At 63.3% G+C, this 24,958-nt stretch carries 25 protein-coding genes and 1 pseudogene; 20 read left to right on the forward strand and 6 right to left on the reverse strand.

What is annotated here, in order from left to right; translation table 11 throughout:
• Positions 1-6 precede the first annotated feature (6 nt).
• Complete coding sequence (bipL, locus tag BLV47_RS00380; protein ID WP_092308602.1) at positions 7-945, forward strand: phospholipase BipL; 939 nt, start codon at positions 7-9, stop codon at positions 943-945.
• A gap of 93 nt (positions 946-1,038) precedes the next feature.
• Here bipL and BLV47_RS00385 read toward each other — a convergent pair whose 3' ends face one another.
• On the reverse strand, positions 1,039-1,791 hold the full coding sequence (locus tag BLV47_RS00385; protein WP_092308605.1) for a DUF2059 domain-containing protein: 753 nt from the start codon (positions 1,789-1,791) through the stop codon (positions 1,039-1,041).
• Between the two features lie 161 nt (positions 1,792-1,952).
• Between BLV47_RS00385 and BLV47_RS36680 the strand changes: the two are divergent.
• The 5 genes and pseudogenes from BLV47_RS36680 to BLV47_RS00405 all read left to right on the forward strand — a co-directional run.
• Positions 1,953-2,054 (forward strand): annotated as a pseudogene (locus BLV47_RS36680) (2OG-Fe(II) oxygenase); the annotation flags it as partial.
• 225 nt (positions 2,055-2,279) lie between these two features.
• Positions 2,280-3,965 (forward strand): IS21 family transposase, encoded by a 1,686-nt coding sequence (gene istA, locus BLV47_RS00390; RefSeq protein WP_062838241.1) that lies wholly within the window; start codon positions 2,280-2,282, stop codon positions 3,963-3,965.
• Positions 3,853-4,602 (forward strand): IS21-like element IS1474 family helper ATPase IstB, encoded by a 750-nt coding sequence (gene istB / locus BLV47_RS00395; protein WP_062838242.1) that lies wholly within the window; start codon positions 3,853-3,855, stop codon positions 4,600-4,602. Before istA ends, istB begins: the two co-directional genes overlap by 113 nt.
• Positions 4,603-4,657: 55 nt before the next feature.
• Positions 4,658-5,233, forward strand: coding sequence for a 2OG-Fe(II) oxygenase (locus BLV47_RS00400; protein ID WP_244168922.1), 576 nt, complete (start codon positions 4,658-4,660; stop codon positions 5,231-5,233).
• A gap of 2 nt (positions 5,234-5,235) precedes the next feature.
• Positions 5,236-5,724: a 2-thiouracil desulfurase family protein gene (locus BLV47_RS00405; protein ID WP_092308608.1), complete on the forward strand. Its 489-nt coding sequence runs from the start codon at positions 5,236-5,238 to the stop codon at positions 5,722-5,724.
• A gap of 131 nt (positions 5,725-5,855) precedes the next feature.
• Here BLV47_RS00405 and BLV47_RS00410 read toward each other — a convergent pair whose 3' ends face one another.
• Positions 5,856-6,641, reverse strand: a complete 786-nt coding sequence (locus BLV47_RS00410; protein ID WP_092308611.1) for a transporter substrate-binding domain-containing protein — start codon at positions 6,639-6,641, stop codon at positions 5,856-5,858.
• 132 nt (positions 6,642-6,773) lie between these two features.
• Here BLV47_RS00410 and BLV47_RS00415 point away from each other — a divergent pair, with 132 nt between their 5' ends.
• Complete coding sequence (locus tag BLV47_RS00415) at positions 6,774-7,211, forward strand: DUF4399 domain-containing protein (protein ID WP_092308616.1); 438 nt, start codon at positions 6,774-6,776, stop codon at positions 7,209-7,211.
• A gap of 137 nt (positions 7,212-7,348) precedes the next feature.
• Here BLV47_RS00415 and serA read toward each other — a convergent pair whose 3' ends face one another.
• Entirely contained in the window at positions 7,349-8,578 is a 1,230-nt protein-coding gene (gene serA / locus BLV47_RS00420) for a phosphoglycerate dehydrogenase (protein ID WP_092308619.1), read from the reverse strand.
• A 204-nt stretch (positions 8,579-8,782) separates the two neighbouring features.
• Here serA and BLV47_RS00430 point away from each other — a divergent pair, with 204 nt between their 5' ends.
• The 4 genes from BLV47_RS00430 to BLV47_RS00445 all read left to right on the forward strand — a co-directional run bounded on the left by BLV47_RS00430 (position 8,783) and on the right by BLV47_RS00445 (position 12,985).
• Entirely contained in the window at positions 8,783-10,177 is a 1,395-nt protein-coding gene (locus BLV47_RS00430; protein WP_042940671.1) for an FAD-binding oxidoreductase, read from the forward strand.
• Between the two features lie 43 nt (positions 10,178-10,220).
• Positions 10,221-10,886, forward strand: coding sequence for a fumarylacetoacetate hydrolase family protein (locus BLV47_RS00435; RefSeq protein WP_092308622.1), 666 nt, complete (start codon positions 10,221-10,223; stop codon positions 10,884-10,886).
• A 164-nt stretch (positions 10,887-11,050) separates the two neighbouring features.
• Positions 11,051-11,977, forward strand: coding sequence for an SdiA-regulated domain-containing protein (locus BLV47_RS00440; RefSeq protein ID WP_092308628.1), 927 nt, complete (start codon positions 11,051-11,053; stop codon positions 11,975-11,977).
• A 102-nt stretch (positions 11,978-12,079) separates the two neighbouring features.
• Positions 12,080-12,985 carry an SdiA-regulated domain-containing protein gene (locus BLV47_RS00445; RefSeq protein ID WP_092308631.1) on the forward strand — a complete coding sequence of 302 codons (906 nt, stop codon included), beginning with the start codon at positions 12,080-12,082 and terminating at the stop codon, positions 12,983-12,985.
• Between the two features lie 55 nt (positions 12,986-13,040).
• Here BLV47_RS00445 and rpiA read toward each other — a convergent pair whose 3' ends face one another.
• Complete coding sequence (gene rpiA, locus BLV47_RS00450; protein ID WP_092308634.1) at positions 13,041-13,712, reverse strand: ribose-5-phosphate isomerase RpiA; 672 nt, start codon at positions 13,710-13,712, stop codon at positions 13,041-13,043.
• 226 nt (positions 13,713-13,938) lie between these two features.
• Here rpiA and ilvA point away from each other — a divergent pair, with 226 nt between their 5' ends.
• Genes ilvA through BLV47_RS00470 form a run of 4 tightly spaced genes read left to right on the forward strand, consistent with a single transcriptional unit; the run spans position 13,939 to position 17,669 of the window.
• The gene (ilvA, locus tag BLV47_RS00455) at positions 13,939-15,453 is read left to right on the forward strand and encodes a threonine ammonia-lyase, biosynthetic (RefSeq protein ID WP_092308637.1); all 1,515 of its coding nucleotides are present in this window, start codon (positions 13,939-13,941) and stop codon (positions 15,451-15,453) included.
• Positions 15,454-15,493: 40 nt separating this feature from the next.
• A complete protein-coding gene (locus BLV47_RS00460) occupies positions 15,494-15,922 on the forward strand; it encodes a DUF2269 family protein (protein ID WP_092308640.1) in 429 nt (142 codons plus the stop codon).
• Between the two features lie 26 nt (positions 15,923-15,948).
• A complete protein-coding gene (locus BLV47_RS00465) occupies positions 15,949-17,205 on the forward strand; it encodes an SDR family oxidoreductase (protein WP_092308643.1) in 1,257 nt (418 codons plus the stop codon).
• Positions 17,202-17,669: a DUF2269 family protein gene (locus tag BLV47_RS00470; protein ID WP_092308649.1), complete on the forward strand. Its 468-nt coding sequence runs from the start codon at positions 17,202-17,204 to the stop codon at positions 17,667-17,669. The genes BLV47_RS00465 and BLV47_RS00470 overlap by 4 nt, the downstream gene beginning before the upstream one ends.
• 47 nt (positions 17,670-17,716) lie before the next feature.
• On the opposite strand, the gene BLV47_RS00475 is transcribed toward BLV47_RS00470, so the two are convergent.
• Positions 17,717-18,373, reverse strand: a complete 657-nt coding sequence (locus BLV47_RS00475; protein WP_092308652.1) for a histidinol-phosphatase — start codon at positions 18,371-18,373, stop codon at positions 17,717-17,719.
• Between the two features lie 144 nt (positions 18,374-18,517).
• On the opposite strand from BLV47_RS00475, the gene BLV47_RS00480 reads away from it, so the two are divergent.
• Both BLV47_RS00480 and ptsP read left to right on the forward strand, forming a co-directional pair.
• Positions 18,518-18,997, forward strand: coding sequence for an RNA pyrophosphohydrolase (locus tag BLV47_RS00480; RefSeq protein WP_011064073.1), 480 nt, complete (start codon positions 18,518-18,520; stop codon positions 18,995-18,997).
• A 22-nt stretch (positions 18,998-19,019) separates the two neighbouring features.
• Positions 19,020-21,299: a phosphoenolpyruvate--protein phosphotransferase gene (gene ptsP / locus BLV47_RS00485; protein WP_092308656.1), complete on the forward strand. Its 2,280-nt coding sequence runs from the start codon at positions 19,020-19,022 to the stop codon at positions 21,297-21,299.
• 61 nt (positions 21,300-21,360) lie between these two features.
• On the opposite strand, the gene BLV47_RS00490 is transcribed toward ptsP, so the two are convergent.
• Positions 21,361-22,107, reverse strand: a complete 747-nt coding sequence (locus BLV47_RS00490) for an NRDE family protein (protein WP_092308659.1) — start codon at positions 22,105-22,107, stop codon at positions 21,361-21,363.
• A 123-nt stretch (positions 22,108-22,230) separates the two neighbouring features.
• On the opposite strand from BLV47_RS00490, the gene BLV47_RS00495 reads away from it, so the two are divergent.
• The 3 genes from BLV47_RS00495 (at position 22,231) to BLV47_RS00505 (ending at position 24,922) form a co-directional block, all read left to right on the forward strand.
• Positions 22,231-23,013 carry a sulfite exporter TauE/SafE family protein gene (locus tag BLV47_RS00495; protein ID WP_092308662.1) on the forward strand — a complete coding sequence of 261 codons (783 nt, stop codon included), beginning with the start codon at positions 22,231-22,233 and terminating at the stop codon, positions 23,011-23,013.
• Between the two features lie 81 nt (positions 23,014-23,094).
• Positions 23,095-23,904, forward strand: a complete 810-nt coding sequence (lgt, locus tag BLV47_RS00500; protein WP_092308665.1) for a prolipoprotein diacylglyceryl transferase — start codon at positions 23,095-23,097, stop codon at positions 23,902-23,904.
• Between the two features lie 46 nt (positions 23,905-23,950).
• Positions 23,951-24,922 carry a thymidylate synthase gene (locus BLV47_RS00505; RefSeq protein ID WP_092308668.1) on the forward strand — a complete coding sequence of 324 codons (972 nt, stop codon included), beginning with the start codon at positions 23,951-23,953 and terminating at the stop codon, positions 24,920-24,922.
• The last annotated feature ends 36 nt before the right edge of the window (positions 24,923-24,958 follow it).

Below are 24,958 nucleotides of genomic sequence, written 5' to 3' on the forward strand. Positions count from 1 at the left end.
AAAACCATGTCCGTGAACTTCGACCCCGACCATCTGCGTGCCAGCCTGCAACCCCTGGTGGCGGGGCAGCCCTTGTCGGCCGAGGCTCAGGCTTATCAACGCTTCTACGGGCTGGACTTTGCCGGACGGGCGCTGGTGTCCCTGAGTCGCCTGGGCCGTATCCAGGTGGACGACTACCAGGTGGTCTGCCAGGTCTGGTGGCCGGAGCAGCCGCGGGCGACGCTGTTTCTGTTCCACGGCTTCTACGATCACATGGGTTTGTACCGGCATGTGATCGAGTGGGCGCTGCAGCGCCGCTTCGTGGTGATCTCCTGCGATCTGCCAGGGCACGGCCTGTCCAGCGGCGAGCGCGCCAGCATCGATGACTTCGCGGTGTATCAGCGGGTGCTGCAGGGCCTGTTCGGCGAGGCCCGGGCCCTGGAACTGCCCCAGCCCTGGCACCTGTTCGGGCAAAGCACCGGCGGCGCCATCATCATGGATCACCTGCTCAACCAGGGCGCCGAGAGCCCGGCCCAGGGGCGGGTGGTGCTGCTCTCGCCATTGGTGCGGCCGCGGGCCTGGGGCTGGTCGATGCTCAGCTACTACGTGCTGCGGCCCTTCGTCACCGGCATTGCCCGACGCTTTAGCGAGAACTCCAATGATCCTGAGTTTCTCGCCTTTCTCCAGGCCGATCCCTTGCAACCGCAGCGGTTACCCACCGCCTGGGTGGGGGCGCTGTCGCGCTGGATCAAGCGCCTGGAAGCGGCGCCACGCTGTTCCAGGCAGCCGTTGATCGTCCAGGGCGATGCGGACATGACCGTGGACTGGCAGCACAACCTGCGGGTGGTTCGCGACAAGTTCGCCACGCCCGAGGTTCTGATGCTGCCGCAGGCCCGGCACCACCTGGCCAATGAAATTGCGCTGTACCGCGACCAGTATTTCGCCTTTCTCAACCGGTATTTCTGAGTTACCTCGACGACCGCCTGCGAGCGTTGCGCGCAGCAGCAATCTGCTGCACGGCCCTGGGCAACCGCTACGGGGGTACTTTGCGTGCAGGAATCAGGGGGCGAGGCTGGAGGTGCTCTGGCCGACCGCCAGGCCGGCGCGAATCGCCGCCAGGGCCGCCTGGTAGTAGGCCTTGCCTTCGCTGGATTCGGCGAAGGTGGCGAACTCCTCGAGTTCGGCGTCGGACAGATCCCGATAGACGTAGAGCAAGGTGTTGTTCAGGTCGTTGCCGATCTGTTGCATCAAACGCTGGCGCTGGCCATTGAGCATGCCCTGGGCCTGGCCGCCTCCGAGGAGTCCGGGAATCATCTGGCTGAGGCTGTCGGCGGCGACCCCGGCAATCGCCAGGCTGACTTCCGCCCCGGCTTCCTTGGCCGGCAGGGCTTGGGCCAGGTGGCCGATGATCAACTGGCGGGTGTCGCTGGCCTGCATCTTCGGCAGGCCCTGGGCGTTCTTGGCCAACTGGTCGCGACGGGTGGCCAGCAGTTCGGCGGCAACGATCTTGCGGCCCAGTGGCGACTGGAAGAAGGCCAGGGCCGGAGCTGGATCGGCCAGGTGCTGGCGCAGTTGGGCTTCGGCACGGCGGTCCACGGCCTGGGGTGCAAAGCGCTGATTGCTGTTGTCCACCAGGGCCTGGTAGACCGCCGGTGGCAGGCTGTTCTGGTAGCGTTGCTGGGCGGCGCTGAGGGCATCGTTGAAATGCGCGCGCTGTTCCGGCCAACCGGCGACCTTGTACAACTGGTCGTGGCTGTCTGCCCAGGCAGGCAAGGCGCAGAACATCAACAGTGAGAAAAGCAAACGGCGCATAAGGACTCCTGTCAGCAGGCCACTATTCTCCGGGGCAAGGCGGTGGTTGTCGAGAATTCGTATCAGCATCGCTCGGCAAACCGATGATGTGTAAGCCCATTGAAAAAAATGCTCGATCCCCCGCTCTGCGGCTCTGTCAGATTTATCTGAGGCTGGATACTATGCGCGCCATGCAAATACCCTCTGATCATCCGCTGTTGTTGAGCATTGTCGACGACCTGGCCGCCCGTGGCTGGTCGCAGCAAAGTGTCTTTCTGTCCGAGTGCGGATTTCGGAGCACCGTGACCGGCCGTTTCGGTTGATCGTGACCGGTCATTTCGCTAACGCGTGACCGCTCATTTCGGTAGCAACGTGACCGATTTTCCGCCTGTTCCGAAACAGGTGGTCACGGCTTACCGAAATCGCCGGTCACGACTTAGCGAAAGCCTTCCCCTTCGTTGCGCATGACCTGATGCGCCGCCATCCTCGACCGATTTCGGGAGAGGAAGATGGCGGCGCCGCGAGTAGCCATGCGAAACATCAAAGAATGTCTGCGCCTCAAGTTTGAGGCCGGCTTGTCCCACGAGAAGATTGCCCGTGCCTTGCAGCTGTCCAAGGGCGTGGTTAGCAAGTACATCGCGGCGGCGCGGGTGGCCGGGCTGGACTGGCCGGCGCTGGTGGCCATGGACGAGGCCGCGCTGGCGGCCGCCTTGTTTGCACCGACGTCGACGAACAAGCCGCGCGGTGAGCGAGTGCTGCCCGATGTGCTGAGCATCCACCGCGAGTTGCGACGCAAGGGCGTGACCTTGCAGCTGCTGTGGGAGGAATATCTCGCCGCGCATGCGGGCCAGCCGACCTACCGCTACACCCAGTTCGTCGAGCACTACCGGCGCTACGCCCAGACGCTCAAACGTTCGATGCGTCAGCTGCACCGTGCGGGCGAGAAGCTATTCATCGACTATGCCGGGCCGACGCTGCCGGTGGTCGACCCGGCCACCGGCGAAGTGCGCCGGGCGCACATCTTCGTCGCCGCCCTGGGCGCCTCGAATTACACCTATGCCTGCGCGACGCCAGGCGAAACCCAGGTGGACTGGCTGACCTCGCTGGGCCAGGCTCTGACCTACTTTGGCGGCGTGCCGGAAATGGTTGTGCCGGACAATCCGCGCGCCCTGGTCGCCCAGCCGGATCGCTACGAGCCGGGCCTGAACCGGGCCACGCTGGAGTGCGCGCGTCATTACCAGACGGTGATCCTGCCGGCACGGCCACGCAAGCCTCAGGACAAGGCCAAGGCCGAGGTGGCGGTGCAGGTGGTCGAGCGCTGGATCATGGCGCGGCTGCGCCATCGGCAGTTCTTCAGCCTGCATGCGCTTAACCAGGCCATCGCCGAGCTGCTGGAGGATCTGAATCGGCGCCCGTTCAAGCGGCTCGATGGCTGCCGGCGCGACTGGTTCGAGCGCCTGGATCGCCCGGCCTTGCGAGCGCTGCCGGTGCATCCCTACGAGGTCGCCACCTTCAAGCGCTGCAAGGTCAGCATCGACTACCACATCGAGGTCAATGGCAGCTTCTACAGCGTGCCCTCCGCCCTGGCCCGGCAGAACGTGGACGTGCGACTGACGGCACACACCCTGGAAGTGCTGCATGGCAACCGGCGGGTGGCCAGCCACCTGCTGCTGGGGCGACGCGGCGCTTACAGTACCCAGCGCGAGCACATGCCCGCGGCGCACCAGGCGCATCGCGAATGGACGCCACAACGCCTGCTCGACTGGGGCGCGCGGATCGGCCCCTACACGCGCCAACTGATCGATCACCAACTGACCCACAAGCCGCACCCGGAGATGGGCTACCGCGCCTGCCTCGGCCTGCTCTCGCTGGCCCGGCGCTATGGCAATGCACGCCTGGAAGCCGCTGCCGAACGTGCCGTACACCTGCGCGCCTTCACCGGGCGCAGCGTGCGCAACCTGCTCCAGCAAGGCCTGGATCAACAGCCGCTGCCCCAGCGTGCCGCCGAAACGACCTTACCCGGCGACCACGAGAACGTCCGTGGCGCCGACTACTACCAACCCCCGCAACAGGAGCTGTTCGATGATGCCGCAACACACCCTGAATCAACTGCACCAGCTACGCCTGGACGGCATGGCCCGCGCCCTGGAAGAGCAATGGACGCTGCCGGCCAGCCACAGCCTGAGCTTCGATGAACGCCTCGGCCTACTGCTCGACCGCGAACTGGCCTGGCGTGACAACCAGCGCCTGGTACGGCTGCGCAAGAAGGCCAAGCTCAAGTACGCCAACGCCTGCCTGGAAGATCTCGACCGCCGCACCGGACGCGCCCTGGACGAGCGTCTGATCGCCACCCTGGCCAGTGGCGACTGGATCCGCCAGCAGCACAACCTGCTGCTGACCGGCCCGACCGGTGCCGGCAAAACCTGGCTGGCCTGCGCCCTGGGCAACCAGGCCTGCCGCCAGGGCTATAGCACCCTGTACCTGCGCACCCCGCGCCTGCTGGAACAACTGCGCATCGCTCATGGCGACGGCAGCTTCGGCCGTACCCTGCAACAGCTGGCAAAGGTCGACGTCCTGGTGCTGGACGACTGGGCGCTAGCCCCGCTGGAGGAAGGAGCCCGGCATGACCTGCTGGAGGTGATCGACGACCGCGCTGGCAGCCGCTCCACCATCCTGACGAGCCAACTGCCCATCGAGCACTGGCACGGCTGGATCAACGACCCGACCCTGGCCGATGCCATCCTCGACCGCCTGGTGCACAACGCCTACCGACTGACGATGAAAGGCGAGTCGCTGCGCCGAAAAAAAGCCGAGGAACAAGCCGCATCGTGACCGATGCGATTACAATCCAGAACCCGCGCAACCGGGGTGGAAGCACCGGTCACGTATTAGCGAAACGCTCGGTCACGTTCACCGAAATCCGCAGTCCGAGGCTCTGACCCTCGAACTGGCGGCCGAGTGCCGTAAACGTGCGGCTGAAGGTGAACTGGCGCCGGCGGCGGTGGGACGCGGCCCAGCCCAGGAGATCCGCGAGGGTATCCGCGGCGACCATATCCAGTGGCTTGAGCCCGGCCAGGCCGAGGCCAGTGATACCTACCTGGGGTTGATGGACAGCCTGCGCGAGGCCCTCAATCGCGGTCTGTTCCTGGGGCTGGAGGACTTTGAGTGCCACTTTGCGATGTATCCGCCAGGGGCATTCTACAAGCGCCATGTGGACCGTTTTCGTGACGATGACCGGCGCATGGTGTCGGCGGTGATCTACCTCAATGAGCAGTGGCTGCCCGAGCACGGCGGGCAGTTGCGCATGTACCTCAATGACCAGGGGCAATACGATGTGCTCCCCGTCGGGGGCCGGCTGGTGGTGTTTCTCTCCGGCGAGGTGCCCCATGAAGTCCTGCCCGCGACCCGGGAACGCCTGTCCCTGACCGGTTGGTTCCGGCGTCGTGGTAACGAGCCGTTCTGAACATGCACAAGATCCTGGTCAGCCGCTGCCTGTTGGGCCACCGCGTACGCTACGACGGCGGCGCCAGCGGCCCGTTCGACCAACTGGCCGCCTGGCTGCAAGAGGGGCGGGTGGTTGCACTCTGTCCGGAAGTGGCCGGTGGCTTGCCGACGCCACGGGCGGCGGCGGAGATTCCCGGTGGCCAGGGGGGCGATGTGCTTGAGGGACGGGCTCCGGTGATGACCAGCGAAGGCGAAGATGTCAGCGCCCAGTTCCTCTCTGGGGCGCGCCAGGCCCTGGAGTTGGTGGAGCAGCACGGGATCCGCGTTGCCGTGCTCAAGGCCAACAGCCCATCCTGCGGCAACCTGCTGACCTATGACGGCACCTTCAGCGGGGTCAGAGTCCCGGGCGAAGGGGTGACCGCGGCATTGCTGAAGCAGCACGGGGTCCAAGTCTTCAGCGAACTGCAACTCCCCGAAGCCGCTGCCGCCCTGGCCGCATTGTCCGTGTAGCCGCCTCGCTCCTGCGAGGCGGTGAAAAGCCCCGCAGGGCCTTGCTTGGCGGTCTTGCGCCGAACCCTGGCGTCCGAGTTCCGGCGTTCCTTCGGCTCGTTCACAGCCTGCGAAGCGGTCACAGGCCAGGTTTATTGCCCGGCGTCGGTCCTGGGCGGTTTGCTGGCATCCATGCCGAACCATTTCTCCGATAGGGCCATCAGTCGCCCATCGGCCTTGATCCGCTGCAGGGCGCTGTCCAGGCTGGCCTGGAACGCCGGGTTACCTTTCTGGAATGGAATCGCCAGGCTCAGGGTCGGCCCCACCTTGGCCCCTTCCTTCACCGGCAGGCGGCTGTCGCGAATGGCGTAGGGAATCAACAGGCGATCGCTGATGGCGGCGTCGATCTGTTTGTCCGCCACGTCCTTGATCGGTTGCTGGGCATCGGCGTAGCTGCGCAGATTGATCCCTTCCACGGTGCGCGCCTGGTCGACGAACTGGCTGCCCTGAGCCACGCCCAGGGCCTGGCCGCGCAGGGCCTGCAGGGAAAACAGCGGGCGCTGTTCTTCCTTGCGCACGATCAATTGAGCGCTGGAGTAGCTATAGGGCTCGCTGAAATCGAAACGATCCTTGAGTTCCGGGGTCACTGCTATGTGGTTGATGGCCACGTCGAAGCGGCCGCTTTCAACACCGGGCAGCAGGTCGGCGGCAGCCGTCACCACGAAGTCCGGGCGCACATCCAGCTCACTGGCCAGCAACTGTCCCAGCTCCACCTCGAAACCGGTGAGTTTGCCGTCATCCTTGAAGTTGAAGGGTGGCGCATTGGCTTCCAGGGCGATGCGCAGTTCCCCGCGATCATTGATGTCGTCCATCAGTTCGGCTTGAGCGCAAGTGCTCACAAGGGGCAGCAAAAGTATCAGGCCAGGCAGGAAACGCATGGTCACTCCTTGAATTTATATGAGCGATGCGCCGTTCAGGCTCGCTTTGCTAAGGTGTTGAGTGCCTTCGACAACGAATCGCCACGAAGTTGTCATCACCGTAAAAGAATTGCGGAAAAACTGGAGAAGATAATGAAAACTTTTATGTCTCGTGCGGCCCTGGCCGGGCTGTTGCTTGGTGCCTCGATGCTGGCCGGCGCAGCGGAAATACCGCGCACTGCAGCCCCCGCCGGTGCCAAGGTGTTCATCGTTTCCCCCGCTGACGGGGCCGTTGTGGACAAGACCTTTACCGTCAAGTTCGGCGTTGAAGGCATCGCCCTGGCCCCGGCCGGTGATCAGACCGCCAACACCGGCCACCATCACCTGTTGATCGACGTCGACCAGCTGCCGGCCGAGAACCTGCCGATTCCGATGGACGCCAACCACCTGCACTTCGGCAAGGCCCAGACCGAAACCGAAGTGACCCTGGCCCCCGGCAAGCACACCCTGCAACTGGAACTGGGCGACAAGAACCACGTGCCGTTCGACCCGGTCATCGTCTCCAAGAAAATCACAGTGACAGTGAAATAATCGTAAATGCCACGCAAAAAAAGGGAGCCGATCAAGGCTCCCTTTTTTTGCGTGGCTAGCGGCAAGGTTTTAGCTACAAGCTGCAAGTAAGAGCGGGCTCTGGCTTGCAGCTTGAAACTTGCCGCTTGAAGCTGCTCTTAGAACAGCACGCGGCAACGGATGGTGCCGTTGATGTGCTGCAGCTTCTCTTGCGCCAGGTCCGAGTACTCGGCGTCGACGTCGATCACCACGTAGCCGACCTTTTCGTTGGTCTGCAGGAACTGACCGGAGATGTTGATGCCGTTTTCGGCGAAGACCTTGTTGATCTCGCTCATCACGCCCGGGATGTTCTCGTGGATGTGCAGCAGACGGTGCTTGCCAGGGTGGGCCGGCAGCGCCACTTCCGGGAAGTTGACCGAGGATACCGAAGTACCGTTGTCGCTGTACTTGACCAGCTTCTCTGCCACTTCCAGGCCGATGTTGGCCTGGGCTTCAGCGGTGGAACCGCCGATGTGCGGAGTCAGGATCACGTTGTCCAGGCCGCGCAGCGGGCTTTCGAACTCTTCGTCGTTGGAACGCGGCTCGACCGGGAATACGTCGATGGCCGCGCCGATCAGGTGCTTGTCCTTGATCGCCTCCGCCAGGGCGTCCAGCTCGACCACGGTGCCGCGAGCGGCGTTGATCAGGATGCCGCCCTTCTTGATGGCGCGAATTTCCTTCTCGCCGATCATCCACTGGGTGGCCGGGGTTTCCGGTACGTGCAGGGTCACGATGTCGGACATGCCCAGCAGTTCGTGCAGGTTGCCCACTTGGGTGGCGTTGCCCAGCGGCAGCTTGGTCACGGTGTCGTAGAAGAACACCTGCATCCCCAGGCCTTCGGCCAGAACCGACAGTTGGGTACCAATGGAGCCGTAACCGACGATACCCAGCTTCTTGCCGCGGATTTCGAAGGAGTTGGCCGCGCTCTTTATCCAGCCGCCACGGTGGCAGGAAGCGTTTTTCTCGGGGATGCCGCGCAGCAGCAGGATGGCCTCGGCCAGCACCAGTTCGGCAACCGAACGGGTGTTGGAGTAAGGCGCGTTGAACACCGCAATGCCGCGTTCGCGAGCGGCGGACAGGTCAACCTGGTTGGTGCCGATGCAGAAGCAGCCCACCGCGACCAGTTTCTTCGCGTGGTCGAAGATTTCTTCGGTCAGTTGAGTGCGGGAGCGAATGCCGATGAAGTGTGCATCGGCGATCTTTTCCTTGAGCTGGGCTTCCGGCAGAGAACCGGTGAGGTACTCGATGCTGGTGTAGCCGGCGGCCTTGAGGACGTCGACAGCGGATTGGTGGACGCCTTCGAGGAGAAGGAACTTGATCTTGCTCTTATCGAGAGAAGTCTTGCTCATCTGCGTAAACCTGTGTCCCGGAGAAAAATGGCAGGGAAATGGACAGCTTGAGCTGACCTGGACGGCATGCAACCGCCACCGCGGAAAGGCCCTTGGGCACTCTCCAGCGGGGGCGGTATGCTAGCATACGCGCCCCGCTAAACACTCATTCCTGCGACGTGAAGCGTTCTCAGGATGACCATGAATTGTTCGAGAGTTCTGTCGATGACCAATCCTGCCCTGATTGATGAACTGAAGACCCTGGTTGAGCCTGGCAAGGTGTTGACCGATGCTGGCTCCCTGGAGGCTTACGGCAAGGATTGGACCAAGCATTTCGCCCCGGCACCCACGGCCATCGTGTTTCCCAAGACCATCGAGCAGGTTCAGGCCATCGTGCGCTGGGCCAATCAGCACCGGGTGGCCCTGGTGCCTTCCGGCGGACGTACCGGCCTGTCGGCCGCCGCCGTAGCAGCCAATGGCGAAGTGGTGGTGTCTTTCGACTACATGAACCAGATTCTCGACCTGAACCTGACGGATCGCACTGCGGTATGCCAGCCGGGCGTGGTCACCGAGCAGTTGCAGAACCTCGCGCAAGAAAACGGCCTCTACTACCCGGTGGATTTCGCTTCGGCAGGTTCCAGCCAGATTGGCGGCAATATCGGCACCAATGCCGGTGGAATCAAGGTCATTCGCTACGGCATGACCCGCAACTGGGTGGCCGGCATGAAGGTGGTCACCGGCAAGGGCGATGTGCTGGAGCTGAACAAGGATCTGATCAAGAACGCCACCGGCTATGACCTGCGCCAGCTGTTCATCGGTGCGGAAGGCACTCTGGGGTTCGTGGTCGAGGCCACCATGCGCCTGGATCGGGCGCCGAAGAACCTCACCGCGATGGTGCTCGGCACCGCCGACTTCGATTCCATCATGCCGGTGCTGCACGCCTTCCAGAGCAAGCTCGATCTGACCGCCTTCGAATTCTTCTCCGACAAGGCCCTGGCCAAGGTCCTGGCCCGTGGCGACGTACCGGCACCGTTCGAATCCGACTGCCCGTTCTACGCGCTGCTGGAGTTCGAAGCGACCACCGAGGAAGTGGCCAACCAGGCCCTGGAAACCTTCGAGCACTGTGTCGAGCAGGGCTGGGTCCTGGACGGGGTGATGAGCCAGAGCGAAACCCAGTTGCAGAACCTGTGGAAGCTGCGCGAGTACATCTCCGAAACCATCTCCCACTGGACGCCCTACAAGAACGACATTTCGGTCACCGTGTCGAAAGTCCCGGCCTTCCTCCAGGAAATCGACGCCATCGTCGGCAAACACTACCCGGATTTCGAAATCGTCTGGTTCGGCCACATCGGCGACGGCAACCTGCACCTGAACATCCTCAAGCCGGACAACCTGAGCAAGGACGAGTTCTTTGCCAAGTGCGCCACGGTCAACAAGTGGGTGTTCGAAACCGTCGAAAAGTACAACGGTTCGATTTCCGCCGAACACGGCGTGGGCATGACCAAGCGCGATTACCTGACCTACAGCCGCTCGCCGGTGGAGATCGAGTACATGAAGGCGGTCAAGGCAGTGTTCGATCCCAACGGCATCATGAACCCGGGCAAGATCTTCGCCGTTTGAGCGCAAGCGGCACCCTGATGAAGCACACAAGCAGGAGTCGGTAATGAGCTATCAGCACCAGTATGTCGACGGTACCCGGATCCATTTTCCGGTAGGCAAGTTGGTATGCATCGGCCGCAACTACGCCGAGCACGCCCGGGAATTGGACAACCCGGTTCCTACCGAACCCCTGCTGTTTATCAAGCCGGGCAGTTGTGTGGTGCCGCTGGAAGGGGGTTTCGCCATTCCCACCGAGCGTGGCTCGGTGCACTACGAGGCGGAGATTGCGGTGTTGATCGGCAAGCCGCTGTCCACCCAGCCCAGTCGTGAAGAGGTGCTGGACGCCATCTCCGGTTTTGCCCCGGCGCTGGACCTGACCCTGCGGGACAAGCAGGCCGAGCTGAAGGCCAAGGGCCTGCCATGGGAGATTTCCAAGTGTTTCGATGGGGCGGCGGTGCTGGCGCCCTTCGTGGTGAGCAGCAGCTTTGCCGACCTGGCCGACATCGGCATCCGCCTGACCATCAACGGTCAAGTGCGCCAGGACGGCAACAGCAGCGCCATGCTCAATCCCATCGTGCCGATGATTCAGTACATGGCCGGTTGCTTCTCCTTGCAGGCCGGCGACGTCATTCTCACCGGCACACCGGTGGGGGTTGGCCCACTGAATGTCGGTGATGAGCTGGTGCTGGAGTTGCCGGGCGTCAGTCGTTTCACCAGCAGCGTCCGTTGATCTGAATCTCTTTGCGCTGGCCCCCTAATCCGGGGCTCGGCGCAGAGAGCTCAGCGAGCTTTAACCGGTTTTTCACATTTACTCCGGATAATTCCGATGCTTATGGTTCGCGGATCCGAAATTCGTGTGCTATTACCATTGGCCGAGCTTCTGGAATCTGTGTGATGGACGCCCACCTACTACCCAAACCTCACCTTGTCCGCCGCCTGCGCCTGCGCATGCGCTGGTACTCCTGGCTGCTGCTGGCCGGTGTGATCTGCTATGGCGTTGCCAGTGTCATGCACTGGGATGATCGTGGCGCGCTTTGGGTTCAGGAAGGCTTTGTCAGTAGCGCTGAGCGTAACGCCAGTGTCTGGTTGCCCAGTTATCGGGCGGTCATCGATGCCAAGGTCCTGCCGGGGATGGAGCGCGATGAAGCCTCCGACCTTTCCTACAATCCGCACACCAAAACCCTGTTTTCAGTGATGGGCAAGAATCCGTTCCTGGTGGAACTGACCCTGCAAGGCGACGTCCTGCGCAAAATGCCGCTGGTGGGTTGGAACAATCCGGAAGGGGTGGCAGTCCTGGAAAACGGCCTGCTGGCGATCGTCGATGAGCGCCAGCATTCGCTGGTGATCGTCAAGGTCGACGGCAACACCCAAGCGCTGAATATCGCTGATTTCCCCCAGTACGATCTGGGTCCTTCGAAAGACCAGAACAAGGCGTTCGAAGCCATCGCCTGGAACCCGCGCAAGCAGCAACTGCTGCTGGGTGAGGAGCGTCCCCCGGCCTTGTTCACCTGGAACAGCGATGGCAGTCAGGTGCTCAAGGGCGACAAGCAGAAGCTGGCCAGCGACGAACTCGACCTGCGCAACCTCTCGGCCCTGGGCATCGACCCGCGGACCGGTCATGTCTTGGTGCTGTCCGCCGACTCCCACCTGCTGCTGGAGCTGGACGAGCAGGGCGAGCAAGTCAGCTTCATGGCCTTGCTCGGCGGCTTCAACGGCTTGAAAAAAACCATTCCCCGGGCCGAAGGCGTGGCCATGGATGAAGCCGGCAACCTGTACATGGTCAGCGAGCCCAACCTGTTCTATCGCTTCGAGAAGCAGTGAATCCCGGGCTCGGCGCCTGAGCCGGGCCACTTGCGGCATTAAGCTTGAATTCAGTCGGCTGTGATATTTCATGCGCCTGTCCTGATTCCGAGCCCGTCCGCCATGTATCGCCTGCCCCGCCTGCAACCCCTCTACCTGATTCTCGGCCTGATGGCCGCGCTGCTGGCGGCGTTTGTCCACAACCACCGGTTGTGGCAGCGCGCCTGGTTCGACTGGCAAGCCTACTGGCAGGTAGCGGCCCCCGAGTCCCTGGGGCTGGGCGACTATCGGGTGGTGCTGGAGGCGCAGCCGATCAAGGGCCTGGACGAAGTCTCGGCGCTGACCTACGACCCCTTGCGCAATAGCCTGTTCACCGTGACCAACAAGAAGGCCGAGTTGGTCGAGCTGTCCCTGGACGGTCAGGTCTTGCGGCGCATCGCCCTGGTGGGCTTCGGCGATCCGGAGGCGGTGGAGTTCATCAGCGCCAATACCTACGTGATCAGCGACGAGCGCCAGCACCGGCTGATCAAGATCCAGCTGGACGACGAAACCACCGCGGTGGATGCGGCGGAGGCCGAGCAGATTACCCTTGGCGTGCACCTTTCGGGGAACAAGGGCTTCGAAGGACTGGCTTACGATTCAAAGGGCCAGCGCCTGTTCGTCGCCAAGGAGCGCGACCCGATGCTGATTTATGAGGTGCAGGGCTTTCCCCATCACGATCCGGAAAAAGCCTATGGGGTGCACGTGCTGAATAACCCCAAGCGCGATGCCGGCCTTTTTGTGCGCGATCTCTCCAGCCTGCAATACGACGAGCGCAGCGGCCATCTCCTGGCCTTGTCGGACGAGTCGCGGCTGGTGGTGGAGCTGGACGTGGGCGGGCGCCCGCTCAGCACCCTGGCCCTGGGCCGGGGCAGCCAGGGTTTGCGCAAGGCAGTGCCCCAGGCTGAAGGAATAGCCATGGATGACGCTGGCAGCCTGTACCTGGTGAGTGAACCGAACCTGTTCTACGTCTTCAAGAAACCCATGTAGGAGCTGGCTTGCCAGCGAAGAGGCCTTGCGCCGTCCACGCTGGCAAACCGGCGGCTCAGGCCTTGAGGGTTTTCACCCCTTCAGCGGTGCCCAGCAGCAGTACATCGGCAGGGCGCGCGGCGAACAGGCCGTTGGTGACCACGCCGACGATGGCGTTGATCTGGCTTTCCAGTTCCACCGGGTTGGTGATCTGCATGTTGTGCACGTCGAGGATGATGTTGCCGTTGTCGGTGATCACGCCTTCGCGGTACACCGGGTCGCCGCCCAGCTTCACCAGTTCACGGGCCACGTGGCTGCGGGCCATCGGGATCACTTCCACCGGCAGCGGGAAGTTGCCCAGCACCGGCACCAGCTTGCTGGCGTCGGCGATGCAGATGAAGGTCTTGGCCACGGCGGCGACGATCTTTTCCCGGGTCAGGGCGGCGCCGCCACCCTTGATCAGGTTCAGGTGCTCGTCGCTTTCGTCGGCGCCGTCGATGTAGAACTCCAGGTCGCTGACGGTATTGAGCTCGTACACCGGAATCCCGTGGCCCTTGAGGCGCGCGGCGGTGGCTTCGGAGCTGGCCACGGCGCCGTCGAAGGCAGCCTTGTGCAGGGCCAGGGCGTCGATGAAACAGTTGGCGGTGGAGCCGGTGCCGACCCCGACGATGCTCTTGTCATCGAGTTTCGGGAGGATAAGGTCGACGGCGGCCTGGGCGACGGCCTGTTTGAGTTGATCCTGGGTCATGCGGGCTCCGAAGCGGGCAAGGGGGGCACAAAGGCCGGCATTATAGGCGCCGTGGCAGATCAGGTCATTGCCCGTTTGGCTAATCGGCCGGGGTGGACGGGCGGTTCGCATGGCGGCGGAGAGGTGGCGAGGGCGACGGCTAAAACCTCGGTATTCGTGTGGTCGCCCGGGCAAACGCTGGGTTAGACTCCTTGGCCCTGCCCAACCCGCTCAGTGATGCTTTCCGATGCTCGAACAGTACGTCAAGAAGATCCTCACCTCGCGCGTTTATGACGTTGCCGTAGAAACCCCATTGCAGACTGCCCGCCAGCTCTCCGAGCGGCTGGGCAATCAGATCTGGCTCAAGCGCGAAGACTTGCAGCCGGTGTTCTCGTTCAAGATCCGTGGCGCCTACAACAAGCTGACCCAGCTCAGCGATGCCGAGCGCGCTCGTGGCGTGGTCACCGCGTCCGCCGGCAACCACGCCCAGGGCCTGGCCCTGGCGGCCAAGGTGCTGGGGGTCAAGGCCACCATCGTGATGCCCAAGACCACCCCGGAGATCAAGGTCGAAGGCGTGCGCTCCCGTGGCGGCAAAGTGGTGCTGCACGGCGATAGCTTCCCCGAGGCGCTGGCCTATTCGCTGAAGCTGGTGGACGAAAAGGGCTACGTCTACATCCATCCCTACGATGATCCCCACACCATTGCCGGGCAGGGCACGGTGGCCATGGAGATTCTGCGTCAGCACCCGGGCCCGCTGGACGCGATTTTCGTTCCGGTCGGCGGCGGCGGGTTGATCGCCGGCATTGCCGCCTATGTGAAATACCTGCGCCCGGAAACCAAGATCATCGGCGTCGAGCCGGACGACTCCAACTGCCTGCAAGCCGCCATGGCCGCGGGCGAGCGGGTGGTGCTGCCCACCGTGGGGATCTTTGCCGACGGCGTGGCGGTGGCGCAGATCGGCCAGCACACCTTCGACATCTGCAAACACTATGTGGATGAAGTGATCACCGTCAGCACCGACGAGATCTGCGCGGCTATCAAGGATATCTACGACGATACCCGCTCGATCACCGAACCTGCCGGGGCTCTGGGCGTGGCCGGGATCAAGAAGTACGTCGAGCAGCGCGGCATCAGCGGGCAGACCCTGGTGGCCATCGATTCCGGGGCCAACGTCAACTTCGATCGCCTGCGCCACGTGGCCGAGCGTGCCGAGCTGGGCGAGGGCCGCGAAGCCATCATCGCCGTGACCATTCCCGAGAGGCCGGGCAGCTTCAAGGCGTTCTGCGAGGCGGTGGGCAAGCGCCAGATCACCGAATTCAACTATCGCTACAACACCGGCAGCGAAGCGCACATTTTTGTCGGCGTGCAGACCCACCCGGAAAACGATCCGCGCAGTGCCCTGATCGCCAGCCTGACCGAGCAGGGCTTCCCGGTGATCGACCTGACCGACAACGAACTGGCCAAGCTGCACATTCGCTACATGGTCGGCGGCCATGCCGAGAAGGTCAGCGACGAGGTAGTGCTGCGTTTCGAGTTCCCGGAGCGTCCGGGGGCGTTGTTCAACTTCCTCAACAAGCTGGGCGGGCGCTGGAACATCTCGATGTTCCACTACCGTAACCACGGCGCGGCGGATGGCCGGGTGGTCGCGGGCCTGCAAGTGCCGGCCGAGGAGCGTCACCTGGTGCCGGCGGCCCTGGAGCAGATCGGTTATCCGTACTGGGATGAAAGCGACAACCCGGCGTACCAGCTGTTCCTGGGCTGAACGACTACGCTGAGGAACGGAGCCTTAAGGAAGCGAGAACATGGAAACACTGACCACGTTGAAGGCGCTGCATGTACTGGCCACGGTGCTGCTGTTGGGCAGTGCCCTGGGGCTGGCGATCTGGACTTGGCGCCTGCGCCGCCGGGGTGACACCATGGTTTACAGCCGGGTGTTGCAGCGTCCGGGGTTGTTCGGTTGGCTGCTGCTGGCCATCGGTTTGCTGAGCTTGCCGTTCAGTGGTTGGGGGATGGTGCATCTGGTGGGCTGGCCGCTGGGCCAGACCTGGCTCCTGGGTTCCAGCGTGCTCTATACCCTGGGTGCCCTGGCCTGGCTGTGGCTGATGGTGCGACTCAACCGCCTGCGGCGGGCCAAGGCCGCCAGCGGCCTGACTTTCACCCTGGTGCTGGCGGTGTTCGGCCTGCTGTGTTTTGTCGCCATTGCCGGCCTGATGGGCGCCAAGCCGGTCTGATCCCGGCGCAAACCTTAAGGATTGCCATGAAGGTTGTTCTGGTGGGGGCCACAGGGTTTGTCGGCCGCCACCTGTTGGCGGCTCTGCATGCCGCCGGTCATCAGTTGATCGCCACCAGCCGTTATCCACAGCCGCGCAGCCTGCCGGGGGTGGAATGGCGACAATTGGACCTCGATCGTCTGGGGCATGAGCCGCAGCCCTTTGTCCTGCCTGCCGATACCGATGTGCTGATCAATGCCGCCGGGCTGCTGAGCACCGATGCCCGGGCGCTGACCCTGACCCAGGACCTGGGCACCCGTGCCCTGTTCGATCTGGCGGCAACCCGTGGCGTGCGGGTGCTGCAGATTTCCGCATTGGGTGCCGGGACCCAGCCCCATGTGCCGTTTCTTGCCAGCAAGGCCGCGGCGGATGATTACCTGCTGCGCTCGGGAATTGCGGCGGTGGTGTTGCGGCCGTCACTGGTGCTGGGCGCCGGCGGTGCCAGCAGCGGTTGGCTGGCGAAGATGTCGCCCTGGCCGCTGCTTGGGTTGTTGTCCATCAAGGCGCAGATGCAGCCCCTGCATGTCGAGGACTTGAGCGCGGCGGTGCTGGCGTTGCTCAGGCAATGGCCGCAGGAATCCATGGTTCTGCCCCTGGTCGGCCCGGAACGCATGACCATGGCGCAGTTGCTGGATCGCCTGCGAGCGGCCCAGGGCTGGGCCCCGGCCCGTTACTTCCAGCTGCCGTCGATACTGCTCAGGCTGGCGGCTGGCGTAGGTGATCGCCTGGGCTGGCGCGCCTTGAACCGGCAGAGCCTGGCCATGGCTCGCAGCGACAACCTGGCGGATCCCGAGGTGCTGGCATCGGTCTGTGGTTATCACGCGGCGCCCCTGGCGGCCCGCCTGCAGGACTGGCCACAGGCGGCGCAAAGCACCCAACTGGCCCTGCGCCCGCTGCTGCTTGCGGTGATGCTGTTGATCTGGCTGGGCACGGCGCTGGTGTGCATCGGCCCGGGCTATGACTGGGGCCTGCGGATCATGGCCGAGGCGGGCGTGCAGGGCGTCTGGGCAGCTTTGGCGGTGATCGGCGGGTCACTCTGCGATGCGCTGCTGGGTGTCGGCCTGCTGCTGCGGCGTTGGCGCCGACGGGCCTTGCAGGCGCAGTTGGCACTGATGCTCGGCTACACCCTGATCATCAGCCTGATCCTGCCGCATTTCTGGTTTGACCCTTATGCTGCCGTCGCCAAGAACCTGGTGCTGATGGTGGCGACCCTCTGGCTGTTGTGGACCGAACCCCGTCGATGAGCGCTTACCTGCTGTTGAAAACCCTGCATATCCTGTCCTCGACCGTGCTGTTCGGGCTCGGTGCCGGCTCGGCCTATTACGCCTTGCGGGCCTGGCGCAGTGGTCGGGTGGAAGTGATTGCCGTGACCTTCAAGCACCTGGTGTTCGCCGATTGGGCTTTCACCGCCACCACGGCGGTGTTCCAGCCATTGAGCGGCCTGGGACTGGTGCATCTGGCGGGCTGGCCGATCCAGCAGGCCTGGCTGCTGTGGAGCCTGGGGCTCTATGGGGTGGCGGGGCTGTGCTGGCTGCCGGTGGTCTGGTTGCAGATCCGGGTGCACAAGATGGCGGAGCAGGCACTGCGTGACGGGGTGCCGATGCCGATCCGGGCCAACCTTTATATGCGCTGGTGGTTCGCTCTGGGCTGGCCGGCGTTTCTGGCCTTCATGGTGATTTTCTACCTGATGGTGGCCAAGCCGGTTTAGGGCCTGTGGCTGGCGAGCCGGCTCCTGCAGCCGGCTCGCCGCGCTGATCAATCGCGCAGGCTGATGACCTGCCATCCGCGCTTCTCGGCTTCGGCCCGCAGGTTCGGGTCGGGATCGACGGCCACCGGGTTGCTGACTTGTTCCAGCAGCGGCAGATCGTTCATCGAATCGCTGTAGAAGTAGCTGTCTTCCAGGTCGTGGCCGGTTTCTTCCAGCCAGCGCTTGAGGCGGATGACCTTGCCTTCGCGGAAACAGGGTACGTCGGTGCTGCGCCCGGTGTAGCGGCCTTTATGCATCTCGCATTCGGTGGCGATCAGGTGTTCGACTCCCAGGCGTTGGGCGATCGGTGCGGTGATGAAGCGGTTGGTGGCGGTGATGATCACCAGCTTGTCGCCAGCCTCGCGGTGCTGATCCAGCAATGCCTGGGCCTTGGGCAAGAGGATGGGCTCGATGCAGTCGCGCATGTAGTCGCGATGCCACTGTTCGAGCACGGCCATCTCGGTGCGGCCGAGGATTTCCAGGCAGAAGTTCAGGTACGCGGCGTTGTCGAGTTGGCCGGCCAGGTAGTCCTGGTAGAACTCGTCGTTGCGGGTCTTGTAGGCGACGGCGTCGAGGAAGCCTCGCTCGCACAGGTAGTCGCCCCAGGCGTGGTCGCTGTCGCCGCCAAGAAGCGTGTTGTCCAAGTCGAATAAAGCCAGGCGCATTGCAGTTACTCACTGAAAAGTCGCGGAAAAAGGTGCCCAGAATACGGTCTTTTCACAAGAGTGCACATAAGCTAAGCAGCCTCGTTGCTGCATTCCCAAGCTTTGTGGAACAATGCGGCGACATGCGTTTGCGAGGTTGTAGCCGTGATCGACCCCGATGGTTTCCGCCCCAATGTCGGGATCATTCTGACCAATGATGCCGGACAGGTGCTATGGGCTCGCCGTATCAATCAAGATGCCTGGCAGTTTCCTCAAGGCGGGATCAACCCCGACGAGACGCCGGAAGACGCCTTGTATCGCGAGTTGAACGAAGAAGTGGGGCTGGAGCGCGAAGATGTGCAAATTCTCGCCTGCACCCGGGGCTGGTTGCGCTATCGTTTGCCGCAGCGTCTGGTTAGAACGCACAGCCAGCCGCTGTGCATCGGCCAGAAACAGAAATGGTTTCTCCTGCGCCTGATCTCCAACGAGCAGCGGGTGCGGATGGATTTGACCGGTAAACCGGAATTCGATGGCTGGCGCTGGGTCAGTTATTGGTATCCGTTGGGCCAGGTGGTGACATTCAAGCGCGAAGTGTATCGCCGCGCTCTCAAAGAGCTTGCCCCGCGCCTTCTAGTGCGCGACTGACGACGGAGTTCGACCCCGAGCCATGCTCAATACGCTGCGCAAGATCGTCCAGGAAGTTAACTCCGCCAAGGATCTCAAGGCGGCGTTGGGGATTATTGTATTGCGCGTCAAAGAGGCCATGGGCAGCCAGGTCTGCTCGGTCTATCTGCTGGACCCGGAAACCAATCGTTTCGTGCTGATGGCCACCGAGGGCTTGAACAAGCGCTCCATCGGCAAGGTCAGCATGGCCCCCAACGAAGGCCTGGTAGGCCTGGTGGGCACCCGGGAAGAACCCCTCAACCTGGAAAACGCCGCCGATCACCCGCGCTATCGCTACTTCGCCGAAACCGGTGAAGAGCGTTACGCCTCGTTCCTGGGGGCTCCGATCATCCACCACCGTCGGGTGGTCGGGGTCCTGGTCATCCAGCAGAAGGAGCGTCGCCAGTTCGACGAGGGCGAAGAAGCCTTCCTGGTGACCATGAGCGCTCAACTGGCCGGGGTTATCGCCCATGCCGAAGCCACCGGTTCGATCCGTGGCCTGGGTCGCCAGGGCAAGGGTATTCAGGAGGCCAAGTTCGTCGGCGTACCGGGTTCCCCTGGTGCCGCGGTGGGCAGCGCGGTGGTGATGCTGCCGCCAGCCGACCTGGACGTGGTGCCGGACAAGTACATCACCGACATCGATGCCGAGCTCGCGCTGTTCAAGAACGCCCTGGAAGGGGTGCGCGCCGATATGCGTGCGCTGTCGGAAAAACTCGCCACCCAGTTGCGCCCGGAAGAGCGCGCGCTGTTCGACGTCTATCTGATGATGCTCGACGACGCTTCCCTGGGCAGCGAAGTCAAGACCGTGATCAAGACCGGACAATGGGCCCAGGGCGCGTTGCGCCAGGTGGTCACCGATCACGTCAACCGTTTCGAGTTGATGGACGACGCCTACCTGCGCGAGCGGGCTTCGGACGTCAAGGACCTGGGGCGCCGGCTCCTGGCCTACCTGCAGGAAGAACGCCAGCAGACCCTGGTCTATCCCGACAACACCATCCTGGTCAGTGAAGAACTGACCCCGGCCATGCTCGGCGAAGTGCCGGAAGGCAAGCTGGTGGGGCTGGTGTCGGTGTTGGGTTCGGGCAACTCCCACGTGGCGATCCTGGCCCGGGCCATGGGTATTCCCACTGTGATGGGCCTGGTGGACCTGCCGTATTCCAAGGTCGACGGCATCCAGATGATCGTCGACGGCTACCACGGTGAGGTCTACACCAACCCCAGCGATGTGCTGCGCAAGCAGTTTGCCGATGTGGTGGAAGAAGAACGGCAGCTGGCCCAGGGCCTGGATGCCTTGCGCGACCTGCCTTGCATCACCCCCGATGGCCACCGCATGCCGTTGTGGGTCAACACCGGCCTGCTGGCCGACGTGGCCCGGGCGCAGAAGCGCGGAGCCGAGGGCGTTGGCCTGTACCGCACCGAAGTGCCGTTCATGATCAACCAGCGCTTCCCCAGTGAAAAAGAGCAGTTGGCAATCTATCGCGAGCAATTGGCGGCGTTCCATCCGCAACCGGTGACCATGCGCAGCCTGGACATCGGCGGCGACAAGTCGCTGTCGTACTTCCCGATCAAGGAAGACAACCCCTTCCTCGGCTGGCGCGGCATCCGCGTGACCCTCGACCACCCGGAAATCTTCCTGGTACAGGCCCGAGCCATGCTCAAGGCCAGCGAGGGCCTTAACAACCTGCGCATCCTGTTGCCGATGATTTCCGGCATTCATGAGCTCGAAGAAGCGCTGCACCTGATCCACCGTGCCTGGGGCGAAGTGCGTGACGAAGGCACCGACGTGCCCATGCCGCCGGTGGGGGTGATGATCGAGATTCCGGCGGCGGTGTATCAGACCCGGGAACTGGCGCGCCAGGTGGACTTCCTCTCGGTGGGCTCCAATGACCTGACCCAGTACCTGCTGGCGGTGGACCGCAACAACCCGCGGGTCGCCGATCTCTACGACTACCTGCACCCGGCGGTGTTGCAAGCGCTGCAAACCGTCGTGCGTGACGCCCATGCCGAAGGCAAGCCGGTGAGCATCTGCGGTGAGATGGCCGGCGATCCGGCGGCCGCGGTGCTGCTGATGGCCATGGGCTTTGACAGCCTGTCGATGAACGCCACCAACCTGCCGAAAGTGAAGTGGATGCTGCGCCAGATCGGCCTGAGCAAGGCCAAGGAACTGCTGGACGAGATGATGACCATCGACAACCCGCAAGTTATCCACAGCTCGCTACAACTGGCCCTGAAGAAGCTCGGGTTGGCGCGGATGATCAATCCGGCGTCGAGCAAGACCCTGTAACCACGGCGTTTTCTTCGCCGGCAAGCAGGCTCCCGTAGGAGCCAGCTTGCCGGCGAACGTTTCAGACCTTCAGTTCGACTTCCCCCAGATGCCCGCCATAAGGGCCAAAGCTGCGTTCGACCAGATGCCGCGAGCCGTCGGCATTGACGATCAGCGCGGTGCTGGCCCGTGTGCCATAGCTGGGGCTGGCGATGAACACGCTGGACAGCAGGCTTTCCGTAGCCAGGCCCACCCCGGTGTCCGGCAATTCGGCGAAGGGCGCGGTCTGCGGATCACTCAAGAGCGCCAGCAGGGCCTGCGGTTGTGGATCGTGCAGCACTTCCTGCAGCGCCGCCTTGGCCTTGAGCAGTTTGGGCCAGGGCGTGTCGAGCCCAGCATTGGACAGACCATAGACACCAGGCTTGAGCAATTGGGGCTCCAGGTCCTGAGCGTTGTAGTGCCACAGTTGATCGCCAGTGCCCAGCAGCAGGTTGAAGCCTGCGTACTCCACCGAACGGCCGACTACATCGTGCAAGTAGTCTTCCAGGGCAATGCCGCCGGCGAGAAAGCGCGCCACCAGTTCGCCCCGGGAGCGCCGCGCGGGCGGTTGGTGCGGGTTGCGGATGTTGGTCAGGGCGGCAAATCGCCCGGCGGCACCGACCCCAAGCCAGGTGCCTCCCGCCTCCAGATCCCGTCCGGCGTGGATCTGCGGCGACTCGGGCCATTGCCCCAGGGGCAGGCTGGGGCGAGCGTAGAACTCGTCACGGTTGGCCGCGACGATCAGTGGCTGAGCATGGCCCGGCCGCCAGGCGAAAACGATCAAGCACATTAAGGTGGCCCCCTGGGTGTTTTTGCTCACTCTACCCACACAACCCCGGGGTATCCATCGCCATCCAGTGGAGTCCGGGGCGGCGCATCCGTTACCATGCCGCTCCTCTTTTTGGATGCTCCCATGGAATTTCTGCTCTATCTGCTGCTGGGCGCCTGTGCAGGCATACTGGCCGGGCTGTTTGGCGTGGGCGGCGGGATCATCATCGTGCCGGTGCTGGTGTTCAGCTTCACCCTGCAAGGTTTCGATGCCTCGGTGCTGACCCATCTGGCGGTCGGTACTTCGCTGGCCAGCATCATCTTCACTTCGGTCAATGCGGTTCGCGAGCACCATCGGCGGGGCGCGGTGCGCTGGCCGATCTTCGCCTGGATGGCCCTGGGCATTCTGCTGGGGGCTGGTGTCGGTGCGCTGACGGCGGAAGCCATCTCCGGCCCGCACTTGCAAAAAATCATCGGCGTCTTTGCCCTGGTCATCGCCCTGCAGATGACTCTGGAACTCAAGCCCAAGGCCAGTCGCCAGGTGCCCGGCAAGCTGGGCCTGGCCGCAGCCGGTGGGGTGATCGGCTGGGCCTCGGCGATCTTCGGCATTGGTGGCGGCTCGCTGACCGTGCCGTTTCTCACCTGGCGCAGCGTGCCGATGCAGCAGGCAGTGGCGACGTCCTCGGCCTGCGGCCTGCCCATCGCCCTGGCCAGCGCCTTAAGTTTCATGATTCTGGGCTGGCATGATCCGCAGCTTCCGGCTCATAGTCTCGGCTTTGTGTATTTGCCGGCGCTGTTGGGCATTGCCCTGACCAGCATGGTGTTCGCCCGGATCGGCGCGCGCCTGGCCCACAAACTGTCGCCACGCCTGTTGAAACGCTTGTTCGCCGCGCTACTGTTCTGCGTGGGGACCAGCTTCTTGTTCTGAGTGATGACGCAATCCTGGCTTAATCCCGGGCTGGCAGTTTGCCCCGGGACATTTGAGTTCTAACCCTTACGAGGAGTCGCAATGCTGCCTTACCCGCAGATTGATCCGGTGGCCCTGGCCATCGGCCCGCTGAAAATCCACTGGTACGGCCTGATGTACCTGATCGGCATCGGCGGTGCCTGGCTGCTGGCCTCGCGCCGGCTCAACCGTTTCGACCCGACCTGGAGCAAAGAGAAGCTCTCGGACATGGTGTTCTGGATGTCCATGGGGGTGATCGTCGGCGGCCGCCTGGGCTACGTGCTGTTCTACGACCTGAGCGCCTACCTGGCCAACCCGACCCTGATCTTCGAAGTGTGGAAGGGCGGCATGTCGTTCCATGGCGGTTTCATCGGGGTGATGCTGGCGGCCCTGTGGTTCGGCAAGCGCAACAACAAGAGCTTCTTCGAGCTGATGGACTTCGTCGCGCCGATGGTGCCGATTGGCCTGGGCGCCGGGCGCATCGGCAACTTCATCAACGCCGAGTTGTGGGGCAAGCCCACTGACGTGCCATGGGCGATGATCTTCCCGCCGTTCAGCGATCCGGCGCAGTTGCCGCGTCATCCGTCGCAGCTGTATCAGTTCGCCCTGGAAGGCGTGGCGCTGTTCCTGATTCTCTGGCTGTTCTCGCGCAAACCGCGGCCGACCATGGCAGTTTCCGGTATGTTCGCCCTGTTCTACGGGATCTTCCGTTTCATCGTCGAGTTCGTCCGGGTGCCGGACGCACAGCTGGGCTATCTGGCCTGGAACTGGCTGACCATGGGTCAGGTTTTGTGCGTACCGATGATTCTCGGCGGCCTGGGGCTGATCTGGCTGGCTTATCATCGCGCTCCGGCCCAGAGCGCGGCGCAATAAATTCGAACCCCGGGGCGTGCCCCGGGTTCAAGGACGCAGGTAATTCATGAAGCAATATCTTGATCTGGTGGCCCATGTCATCAACAACGGCACCAAGCAGGCCAACCGCACCGGTGTGAACACCATCAGCTTTCCCGGGGCCATGCTGCGCTACGACCTCAAGGAAGGTTTCCCGGCCATCACCACCCGCAAGATGGCCTTCAAGTCGGCCATCGGCGAAATGGTCGGCTTCCTGCGGGGGGTGAACAACGCCGCCGAGTTCCGCGCCCTGGGCTGCAAGGTCTGGGACCAGAACGCCAACGAAAACGCCCAGTGGCTGGCCAACCCGTTTCGCCAGGGCGACGACGACCTGGGCGAGATCTACGGTGTGCAGTGGCGCAAGTGGCCGGCCTACAAGCAGATCAAGACCAGCAACCAGGCGGCCATCGAGCTGGCGCTGAGCCAGGGCTACCGGCAGATCGCCGCAGGCGAGGAAGACGGCCAGGGCTACGTGGTGCTGTACAAGGCCATCGACCAGGTGCGCCAGTGCGTCGACACCATCATCAACGACCCGGGCAGCCGGCGGATCCTGTTCCACGGCTGGAACTGCGCCCAGCTGGACGAAATGGCCCTGCCGCCGTGCCACCTGCTGTATCAGTTCCACCCCAATGTCGAGACTCGGGAAATCTCCCTGACCCTCTACATTCGCTCCAACGACCTGGGCCTGGGCACGCCGTTCAACCTCACCGAGGGTGCGGCGCTGCTGAGCCTGATCGGCCGCCTGACCGGCTACACACCACGCTGGTTCACTTATTTCATCGGTGATGCCCACGTCTACGAAAACCACCTGGACATGCTCAACGAACAGCTCAAGCGCGAGCCGTTCCCGATGCCCAAGCTGGTGATTTCCGAGCGTGTACCGGAGTTCGCCAAGACCGGCGTCTACCAGCCAGAGTGGCTGGAGCTGATCGAGCCGAGCGACTTTTCCCTGGAAGGCTACGAGCACCACGCGCCGATGACCGCGCCGATGGCCGTTTAAGCTTCCATCTGCTGTGCCAGGGGCCGCGCGACTGAC

The sequence above is a fragment of the Pseudomonas saponiphila genome, assembly GCF_900105185.1.
In the GTDB taxonomy this organism is placed as follows: domain Bacteria; phylum Pseudomonadota; class Gammaproteobacteria; order Pseudomonadales; family Pseudomonadaceae; genus Aquipseudomonas; species Aquipseudomonas saponiphila.